Annotated in this window: 9 protein-coding genes; 3 read left to right on the top strand and 6 right to left on the bottom strand. The window is 41.6% G+C overall.

Features of this window, described 5'->3' with window-relative positions:
• Positions 1-920: YfhO family protein (locus IJJ71_RS02265; protein ID WP_296845066.1), on the top strand; the 920-nt coding region annotated here is incomplete at its 5' end.
• Between the two features lie 190 nt (positions 921-1,110).
• On the opposite strand, the gene IJJ71_RS02260 is transcribed toward IJJ71_RS02265, so the two are convergent.
• The 6 genes from IJJ71_RS02260 to IJJ71_RS02235 form a co-directional block, all read right to left on the bottom strand.
• The gene (locus IJJ71_RS02260) at positions 1,111-2,307 is read right to left on the bottom strand and encodes an ATP-binding protein (protein ID WP_296845064.1); all 1,197 of its coding nucleotides are present in this window, start codon (positions 2,305-2,307) and stop codon (positions 1,111-1,113) included.
• Between the two features lie 242 nt (positions 2,308-2,549).
• The gene (argS, locus tag IJJ71_RS02255) at positions 2,550-4,379 is read right to left on the bottom strand and encodes an arginine--tRNA ligase (protein ID WP_296845062.1); all 1,830 of its coding nucleotides are present in this window, start codon (positions 4,377-4,379) and stop codon (positions 2,550-2,552) included.
• A 209-nt stretch (positions 4,380-4,588) separates the two neighbouring features.
• The gene (locus IJJ71_RS02250) at positions 4,589-5,038 is read right to left on the bottom strand and encodes a hypothetical protein (RefSeq protein ID WP_296845061.1); all 450 of its coding nucleotides are present in this window, start codon (positions 5,036-5,038) and stop codon (positions 4,589-4,591) included.
• Between the two features lie 231 nt (positions 5,039-5,269).
• Entirely contained in the window at positions 5,270-5,467 is a 198-nt protein-coding gene (locus tag IJJ71_RS02245) for a hypothetical protein (protein WP_296845059.1), read from the bottom strand.
• Positions 5,468-5,501: 34 nt separating this feature from the next.
• On the bottom strand, positions 5,502-5,768 hold the full coding sequence (locus IJJ71_RS02240) for a hypothetical protein (RefSeq protein ID WP_296845057.1): 267 nt from the start codon (positions 5,766-5,768) through the stop codon (positions 5,502-5,504).
• Between the two features lie 223 nt (positions 5,769-5,991).
• A complete protein-coding gene (locus IJJ71_RS02235) occupies positions 5,992-6,732 on the bottom strand; it encodes a FliG C-terminal domain-containing protein (protein WP_296845055.1) in 741 nt (246 codons plus the stop codon).
• A 178-nt stretch (positions 6,733-6,910) separates the two neighbouring features.
• Here IJJ71_RS02235 and IJJ71_RS02230 point away from each other — a divergent pair, with 178 nt between their 5' ends.
• Entirely contained in the window at positions 6,911-7,249 is a 339-nt protein-coding gene (locus IJJ71_RS02230) for a hypothetical protein (RefSeq protein ID WP_296845053.1), read from the top strand.
• Positions 7,250-7,417: 168 nt separating this feature from the next.
• Positions 7,418-7,858 (top strand): hypothetical protein, encoded by a 441-nt coding sequence (locus IJJ71_RS02225; RefSeq protein WP_296845052.1) that lies wholly within the window; start codon positions 7,418-7,420, stop codon positions 7,856-7,858.
• Positions 7,859-7,860: the final 2 nt, after the last annotated feature.

Genomic DNA, 7,860 nt, shown 5'->3' with positions numbered 1-7,860 from the left:
TCCTTACTGATTTGGCTTGTGTCCGATATACTTTTATCGATGATTCCCAGCAATTTCCTACGATGTTCGGCTATTCTGCGACAAGCGATAAGAATATATTACGGAATGAAAATTTTATTCCCTTCGGCTATGTCTATGAAACTTATGTTCTCCGTGAGGATTTTGAAAAGCTGAATGCCGTTGAAAAAGAATCTGTGCTTGCAAAAGCAATAGTTGTAGAAAATCCATCGGTACGAGCGCGGAATCTTATGGATTTTGATACGGGTGTCAAAAAACTTTCTTTTGTTCCTGATTTCAATGAGTCAGAAATTGTATATGAGGGAAACAAAATTGTAGCTAAAATAGATAATGCTATGATTACGCTAAAATTTGTGTCGGATTCAGGTTCAAATGTCTATCTTCGAATGACAGACATGGATTATCATAGGAATGACGGAAAAGAACCTCAATGGGAAACTTTTACAATCAGAACTGACAATGGCTATGAGAAAAAATATGATTTGGAACTACCAAGATACAGGTATTATTCGGGAAAAGCTTCGATTTGCGTGAATCTTGGGTACTGTGATGAATCTTTCCCGATAAATTCTGTGAGCATTACATTAGATGATAAAGGGGAATATGAATTTTCTGATTTCAAACTTCTTTCTCTTCCGACAAAGCAGTTGTGCGATGAACTAAAAAATCTTTCGGACTCTCACTTGGAGAATGTGATTTTTGAGACCAACAAGATTTCCGGGCATATCAAAATGGAGAAGGATGGAATTTTATGTATACCTGTTCCATATCATGAAGGCTGGAGCGCGGTTGTTGACGGAAAAGATACTCCAATCTTAAAAGGAAACATTATGTATATGGCTCTTGAGCTTTCTTGCGGGCAGCATGAAATAACGCTTCTGTATAGAACTCCGTTTTTTTAGACTAACAGCATCATTATAATGCTTTTTCAATTACTGCGATATGGGGCGATTGCTTAGCTCATCGGCTAGGGCATGGAGCCACGCCGAAGGCGGCCACGAGCTGAACGAGCGTAGGCGAGTGAGTGAGGGGCTGGAGCGACAGCGTAATGGCGGAACGCCCGACCCCACGCGAGTGGGGGAGCCGCCAACTTTAATACAAAAATCCCAGAAGCCAGATTGGTATGCGACGGTCGGTGCCGTACTCGATGTTGTCGGCGATGATGTAGGAGTTTTCGACTTCCTTGATTTGAGTGCGTTTTTTGTTTTTGCCGACGACTTCAAAGGTGTATTTGCCGTCCACGAGAAAATCTGAGTTGGTTGAGAACTGAACTTTATGGGCTTTTTTGAGCTGGTTGAATACGAAGGTCTCTCGGAGCGAGCCGATGTCTGCTTTTTCTTCGGCAAACAGGTGCATGAGGTTCGTGTTTTCGAGAAGAATCTTGTCCGGTTTTTCCAACATTCCCAGACCACGACTTTCCTTGAACAGCTGGCCGATAAGATTGGCTTCTTCGAGATACTTAAAATATGAAAGCAAGGTCTGCCGGGCGACACCAATTTTTGCAGCAAGTTCTGTCACATTCGGGATAAAGGGCGCGCTCCGGCCAATCACGGAAAGCAATTTTTTGATTTTTGGGATGCAGGAGATTTCGACTCCACGAAGAATTGGTAGTTCGACATCTAAAATCATGTTTATCGTTTCGTTCAGACGGTTGTTGTAGTCATTCTCACCTTCAAGAAAAAAAGGGTAATAGCCGGTCTGTAAGTAATTCTCAAAATACATGAAGGGTTTTATCTTGGAAACAATTTCTGCCGAAAGATTTTCATTCTGCGAAATGATTTCTTCGAGGGAATAAATCGGGAAGTCTTTTTTTTCTTTTATAATCAGATATTCCCGGAAAGAAAGCCCCTGCATTTCATAACTAAGTGCGCGACGGCTTAAATCGGCGCGAGCGTTCAGAATTTCCAGGAGAGAGGAGCCTGTAATCACGACATGAAGCTCAGGGTAATCGTCATATAGATTTTTTACAGAGCGAGACCAGTCCGGGTACTTATGAACTTCGTCCAGAAAAAGGTGTGTTCCTCCTTTCTTAAGGAATGTTTCTGCAAGTTCAATCAGAGAATGTTCCGAAAAATAAAGGTTGTCAAGACTGACATAGAGTGCTTTAGAAAGATTGTCGGAAAAAGTGTTTTTGATATGCTGGAGTATGAGAGTGGTTTTACCGACGCCCCTTGCTCCGCGAATGCTGACAAGGCGTGCGTTCCAATTGATTTCGTATTCATCATGTCGAATATAATCAATCTGAGTCGCTGTGATTTTCTTTCGATAAAGTTCTATAAGCTTTTCCATGTTTTTAGAATAGCATGGAATTGCAGTTTTGTTAAGTGAATTTAACAAAAATAGGGTAAAAATGTTAAATGGAGTTGATAATTATGTGGCAAAATTGTTAAGTCTGTTTAACAAAAAAAACGCCGTACGGAGGCGGCGAAAAAGCAAAGAGAGAATTTTTCTGAAAGAAAAATTCTCGTTGGAATCCGAAAATCCATGGAGTGAGCACTTGCTTTGTCGTGCTCATTTGGATTTTCGGTTCCTTACATACGGTCGAGGTATGGCACGAGAACCAGCCCCATTGCTTCTTTGAGCACTCTGAGAGTTGCCTTTGCGAGTGCGAGGCGGGCTTCTTTGAGCTCTTTTGTCTCGGCGCTCATAATCGGGCACTGCTGGTAGAATTTTGAGAAGAGTTTTGCGATGTCGTAGATGTAGTTTGCCATGATTGACGAGTCTTTGGCTGTTGCGGCTCTTGCTACTGTCTCTGGATATTCGCCAAGGCGTTTTACCAGATCCCATTCTTCGCCTGCTTTGAGAAGAGAAGCGGCCTTTTCAGGACTTGCAGGGCTTGTTCCTTCGTCTGCGGCCTTTCGCAAGATTGAAGCGATGCGTGCTCCCATGTACTGTAAATATGGGCCTGTGTTTCCGTTGAAGCTCAATGATTCTTCCGGATTGAAAACCATGTCTTTTATCGGGCTGACTTGCAAGAGATAGTAGTGGAGGGCAGCGAGTGCGACTTTTTCTGCAACTTCGTCTGCGTTTCCGACTTCTTCTTCGCGGCCTTTTTCTTTGATAGCCTTGAGGGCATCGGCGTGGAGCGAGTCAATCAAATCATCTGCGTCAACGACTGTGCCTTCGCGGCTCTTCATTCGTCCGTTCGGAAGGTTTACCAGGCCATAAGCGAGATGATAGAGTTTGTTGGCCCAGTCGAAGCCCAGTTTTTTGAGAATATAGAAGAGGACTTTGAAGTGGAAGTTCTGCTCTGTTGCGACGACATAGACAAGCTCGTTGAAAGCCCAGTCGTCGTGGCGGCTGATTGCGGTTCCGATGTCCTGTGTGATGTAAACAGATGTTCCGTCTTTTCGGAGAAGGACTTTTTCGTGGTCTTCGCCGTCTTTTCCTTTGCCCACGGCTTCCGTGACATCAACGCGAACGCTTCCGTCCTCTGCCTTGAAGAATACGCCTTTTTCCAATCCTTTCTGGATTTCGTCTTTACCTTTGAGGTATGTTTCGCTTTCAAAGTAGAATTTGTCGAAGCTGACTCCCGTGCGGTCGTAAGTTTCTTTTACGCCGTTGAAAGTCCAGTCGTTCATTGTCTGCCAGAGCTTTCTCGTCTCTTCGTCGCCGGCTTCCCATTTTCGGAGCATTTCTTCGGCCATTTCCTGTGCTTCGGGATGGGCTGTCTCAGGCTTGTCTTTTTCGCCTTTTAAGTAGCGGTCGAATTCAACATAGCACTGACCGACAAAGTGGTCGCCCTTCATTCCCAGACTTTCCGGTGTGTCACCGTTTTTCTCGTGGAAGAGTTTGTATGCGAGCATTGACTTACAGATGTGGATTCCGCGGTTGTTGATAAGGTCAACTTTGCAGACCTCGGCTCCTGCCTTTTTAAGGATTCTGCTGACTGACTCACCCAAAGCGTCGTTTCGCATGTGACCCAAGTGAAGGGGCTTGTTTGTGTTGGGTGAAGAGAACTCAATCATGATGCGGCTGCCTTCAAGATGGGGCTTTCCGTCATTGCCTAAAGTTCCGTATTGCGCGCCCTCAGATTCGATTTTTGAAAGAATTGACTTTACGGCACCGGCCTTGTCCATTTTGAGGTTTACATAAGGACCCACTGCCAAAACCTCGCCCAAGCCTGCAATCTTGCCTGCGATTTTAGCCGCGACTTCCTGTGCAATCTGCGGCGGGGCGATTCGGAGGGCTTTTGCGAACATGAACATCGGTGAGCCCAAGTCGCCCATTTCCGGGTTTGGGGAAGGCTGAACGACGATTTTCTCTGCCTCGACTTTTTCAGCCTCAAGATTCTTTTCTTTTATGATTTCGTTAACTGCGTCTGCGATAATTGATTTGAATTGTGTTTTTACGTCTGCCATGAGGTCTATTTTATAGAAAAAAGTGATATGTGAAAAGGGAGAAATTAGAAATTAGGGCGTTTCCCTCCCTTCGGTCGGGTCGCGTGTTCCGCCGTTCCGCTTTCGCTACATTCTTCCGTTCGCTTCGCTCGCTCCAGAACGCCTCACGGCGCAACTACACCCGCTAACGCATGGGATAATAGCTGCCTTGATTAACGACTGATTCGGGATTATTGTCTTTTTTTAATTGCCTTAACATTCCATTCCAAAAGCGGTTCCTTGGATATTCTGTAATAGACCCGTACTTTTTCGCTGCCCTTCAAACCGCTTCTACCGCTTATTTTCATAATTTTGTGAATTGCGTTGTCATCGGTTCGAAACTCAATATATTTTCCGTTTTGGCCAGTGCATATCACATCGGAAAAATATAGTTTTGTCGAGACTCCGAACCAGTCTATTTCATCAGGATTTTTCCATGGCATTTTATCGGCGATGCTTACGGCATCAAACAAATCTTTTTCATCATAATCCGCCGGCCTGAAATTTTCGGTAAGGAAGTAAAAGTCTTTTGCATCATAACGATTTGCCTCTTCATCTGCTTTCTCTTTTTCGAGCCATTTTTTTCTTGCCTCTTCTTCTTTTGCTTGTTTTTCTGCTTTGATTTCTTCAATTGTACGCAAGCCATCAATCTTTATAAGTTTTAATTCATATAAGCGAGAGTTCTGGGGGCTGTTCAGAAGATAAAGAATAGCGTTATTCTTGACGGTTGCAAAATAAAAATCGTACTCACGGTTCTCTTCAATTCTTTCATAAAAATCCGGACAAGAAGATAGAAAATCATTTGTCGAGAAATTTTTGAAAGTTGAAGCTGTATTATTGTCATATAGGTAAAATTTGTTGCCAAAATCTTTTTAAATCATTGCACAAACTTCATATCCGCTTGATTTGAGATAGTCTAGCTCGTAGTTTTGAGTGATGTCTTGTAAACTGATTCTTTCATATTCTGTCTCCGTTGGAATTTTCCCTGAAGATGCGCATCCTTCAAAGATAAATCCCGTTAAGAGACTTGTTGTGACAGCTAATGAAGATAGAATTTTTTTCATGTTCATATTTTTTCTCCTGAAGTTTGATTTTTCTGATATTTTACTTGCCCACACTCTCACTGAACGCAAGTGTGTGATTTTTTTTGTTGGGAACGAAATTTTTCTGAATCAAGCCGAAAGTTTGTACCCCAACAATGGTATCGAGTTTTTGCTTGATGCAAAGTGGATTGTCAGCGACTTGTACGCCGATAATTCCTTCAATCCCGATTTTTAGCGCAACATTCTCGATTCTTCCGGCATAAGCATTTTCTACCATATTTTCAAGATTTTTTCGGACATTTTCAGTGCAAGTTCCTTGAAGAATCATACAAAATCCTTCGTAAAAGATACGACTCTCAAGTTTGCTGAAAAGTCGTTTTCCATTTCTGCCGATTATGCAACGCCATTTTTTGGAAACACAGTCTTCGAGGGCTAAAATACCTTTGTTTCTTGTTTTACACGAAAGATCTAAAAAATATTTCGCCACTCTTGTCCAATGTTTCCTGGCATAAAGATTTCTTACTGTTTTCATAATCATCATGCTTGCCCTCTTATTTTTCATTCCTGTCCGCATAAGTCAGTCTTGGAATCTCTATCTCGCCTGATTTTCCTAAATCTTGTATTGCTTCAAGGATTTTTTGTTGCGAGTTATAAGAATCTTGTGATTTTACTTCCCCCATATATTCCATGTCTTCTCTAACCATTTGAGCCGAACGTTTTGACATATTGAATAAAAATTTATTCTGAATATTCGAACTTGCTGATTTCAGTGCATTCAGAAGATCAACGGTGTCGATTTTAGTCAGAAGTTTTTGAATCGTACTGTCCTTAAGGCGTAAAATGTCGTCAAAAGTGAATTCCCTGTATGACGAGGGGTGAAGCGAAACAAAAACGAGCGAGATTTCAAGCCGCACAGAATCTTTATCCAAATCTGGAACGGTGTCTTCTTTATTCCAAGTCCAATCGCTCAGAAAATTTTTCGTTGCAGCACAAAATTCTACCGTTTCCTCATATTCACTGTCTGTCAAACTGCTTGTTACATTTGCAAAGAGTGTGTGCTTTTCCGAAAACAATTCGGACTTCGTATCAGGAAAAACAATGAGAGGTTCATTTTGATTTCCGACAAAGATTTTCCCGATTGCCCGTGCCACGAAAGATTCAGGAGCATTCGAATAGATTCTTTCAGTCTGCCACATTGCCGCACGAAGTTCATTTTGCTTTTGAACGAAGAAATTGTCGATGATGTCGATTTCCTCAACCTGATTGTCATTCAAAGAGATGATTTTTTCCATAGTTGTCTCCTTGCGGGGCTTGTTGTCCCGCTTGCATAAAATGATAGCAGACGAGACTTGCATGGAATGAGGGTGAGAAATAATTCTTTCAAATTTTCCAGCTTAAATTTCTTTTTTTTTGCACTTGCATTATCTGACAGTGTGAATCTCTAAGATAACTATTGTTTGGAGGCATATAATGAAAAAATCTGGAAAAGTAAGATGGAATGTTTTGGCAGCTATTGATTATGTTTGTCAGCACACGAAAGGAAAACAGTTGAAATATGATAATACTGTAAAAATGCAAAACACATTGAATCGGTTCAAAGCATATTTCGGTGGAATTAATGAGAATCAGGTAATAATTTTGTGTGCAGTCTTAGACATTACTCTCTCTCATATTAAAAATATAAGAATTAGCGAATATCTAGGTATGCCTACACTTGCATATCTCCAGCATAATTACGAGATTGAAGACTTGGATGAGAGAGGCTTGATGAATTGCAGATTAATGATACAGGACATCACTACTCAATAGAAGAAAAAATGCAAGGAACTGCCTTTTGTGAAGGATTCGATTTCTCGTATTTGCGGTGACTTCGACAGATTTTGCTTTTATACTCTTTGCTACTACTATTCGCAAGACTGGGAAGCAAATTTACAGAGTATATTCCGTTCCATATATGGTGAATACACAATTCAAAACATGGAATTGATAATTACGGAGAAACATTTTTTACTTGAAAAGGAATTCATCAAAATAGAAAAAAAAGAAAGCGTAACGGATACGACTTTATCAATAACTGATAAAGCAAAACACTTGTTTCTAGGTGAATATGAGGTCAAAATTCGAGTTTTGCAACAGGCGGAGCAAAAGGCAAGAACCACTTCTGGGCGTCTTCAACAAGATGAAGCAAAAAGGAGAAATGCTGTAAAAGAAATGCCGGAACATTCCAGTCGCGCTTCTTGCGCGATGATAAATCTGATTGTAGTTCAGCTTCATGACAGACCAGACATTTTCAATCCGATTGCGCCGCAAAAGAAGCTCGAACTGCTCCTTATTGAGCATGCGGTTCATGTTCTTTCTGGTCGCGGTGCAAGGCTTCCTGCCGGAATCAAACATCTTTTTCAGCTCCTCCTCTTTTAGGA

It is taken from the genome of Treponema sp. (assembly GCF_017430385.1).
Lineage (GTDB): Bacteria > Spirochaetota > Spirochaetia > Treponematales > Treponemataceae > Treponema_D.
This window is presented reverse-complemented; position numbering and strand designations above follow the sequence as displayed.

What these genes read in the sequence shown, in the direction of transcription:
- IJJ71_RS02260 (WP_296845064.1), bottom strand. Translation starts at nt 2,307, where the DNA reads ATGGAAAAGCTTATAGAACTTTATCGAAAGAAAATCACAGCGACTCAG.
- argS (WP_296845062.1), bottom strand. Translation starts at nt 4,379, where the DNA reads ATGGCAGACGTAAAAACACAATTCAAATCAATTATCGCAGACGCAGTT.
- IJJ71_RS02245 (WP_296845059.1), bottom strand. Translation starts at nt 5,467, where the DNA reads ATGAACATGAAAAAAATTCTATCTTCATTAGCTGTCACAACAAGTCTC.
- IJJ71_RS02240 (WP_296845057.1), bottom strand. Translation starts at nt 5,768, where the DNA reads ATGATTCTTCAAGGAACTTGCACTGAAAATGTCCGAAAAAATCTTGAA.
- IJJ71_RS02235 (WP_296845055.1), bottom strand. Translation starts at nt 6,732, where the DNA reads ATGGAAAAAATCATCTCTTTGAATGACAATCAGGTTGAGGAAATCGAC.
- IJJ71_RS02230 (WP_296845053.1), top strand. Translation starts at nt 6,911, where the DNA reads ATGAAAAAATCTGGAAAAGTAAGATGGAATGTTTTGGCAGCTATTGAT.
- IJJ71_RS02225 (WP_296845052.1), top strand. Translation starts at nt 7,418, where the DNA reads ATGGAATTGATAATTACGGAGAAACATTTTTTACTTGAAAAGGAATTC.